Annotated in this window: 1 protein-coding gene; it reads right to left on the reverse strand. The window is 40.3% G+C overall.

Annotation, left to right across the window (positions count from 1 at the left end):
• On the reverse strand, positions 1-1,456 hold a 1,456-nt coding region (gene mobP2 / locus IGI96_RS19690; protein ID WP_438785712.1), incomplete at both ends, for a MobP2 family relaxase.

Below are 1,456 nucleotides of genomic sequence, written 5' to 3' on the forward strand. Positions count from 1 at the left end.
CTCACTATCTACCGCATGAATGTACATCGCTCTTCGCTCGATCGTATCCTCCCGATTGGCGTTCTCCTGATTCAGCTTATACTGTATCCCCATTTGACGCTGGTCTAAAGATTCATCTCGCTTGTCAAAGTGCTGTTTCATCAATTCGAATGCTTCAGAGAGTGCTTTCGTTCGTTCAACAGAGTCGGAATTCCCCTCCGTTTTCAATATACTATAGCTGACTGGCTGTTCAACTTCCTCGTGATCAAGTGGTGGCGGTATCTCATTTAACAAGTGGAATACATCTTCCATTTCCGGTGTAATGAAATCTTGTTCTGTTGGAGATCCTAAATCAATTGGTAAAACCGCTTGTTCTTTTTGAAGGGCATCAAATTCTTCTGCAGTCATATTTCCCACTGCTTTTTGCATTTGTTGGCTCTTGGCAAATGTTCTTATCTCATGCAAAATTTGGTTTCCAATCTGAGCGTATAAACCATTTTTTCCATACAACTGATTCTCGTAATACGTCGGTGCGTTTCTTGGATTTCCATACGCTGATTCGTATTCGTCAGAAATTGGTTTTAAAAGACGAATCACTTTTTCCATCGTTTCTTTTCCGTCAGTGTTTAAGAACAAATTGACCATCCGATCGAGCGGTTCTTTAAAGCCATGCCTTTCGGAAAATCCATATTTCCAAAAGTATTTGTTATCAGGCAATGCTTCCAGTAAATCGGTCGCTAACATTTCGTATCGACCTGCCAAAAACTCACTACGATTCTCTTTAGCCAACGCAACTTGTTGCCGTATTGATTGACTCAATTCTTTCAATTGCGATTCATTTTTGAGAAGCGTATTTACAAATGTGCGACGTGTACTTTTTATGGCGGACTGTTTGAATTTGGCCATATACTGCCAACCAGTTTTCTCTGGATCAGTTGGGTGTTCATAATATCCCCACTCCCTCGTTGGTTCTTTTTCTACATAACCAATATGGACATGGATATGTTTCGTATTGTAGTGAATGGCACCCGACCACTCGCCTTCCAGCCCTTCTTTCTTTTCCAAATCTGTGACTGCCTTTCTTGCTGCATCGATCAGTGAAACAGTATCCACTCGATTCGTTTTTTCGTTCATCAAACCATGTTCTACCAACCACTCATTTTTGAAACTAAAAACCATCTGCCAAAGCGGCGATTGATTTTCTTGTGCTTGTGTAAAGTAATCCTTTAAGTGATTCATGACTTCGATTGGTGCTTGATCATAGTGACGAGTAAAAGACGAGCTTGTCTTTTCTGGATTCGACATATAATCGTTATAAGTGGAAAACATCGTTTCATTTCCACCTTCAACACTGTTGTAACTATCCGCTTGATTCTGTGCTGAAAATGCGTTGTATTTATCAAAGTTCTCGTTACGAACTGCTGCACTTCGATTCATATAATCAATGAATTCTTTGAATGCCTGTGCGCTGGAAATG

The sequence above is a fragment of the Enterococcus sp. DIV0421 genome, assembly GCF_051713745.1.
In the GTDB taxonomy this organism is placed as follows: Bacteria; Bacillota; Bacilli; order Lactobacillales; family Enterococcaceae; genus Enterococcus_D; species Enterococcus_D casseliflavus.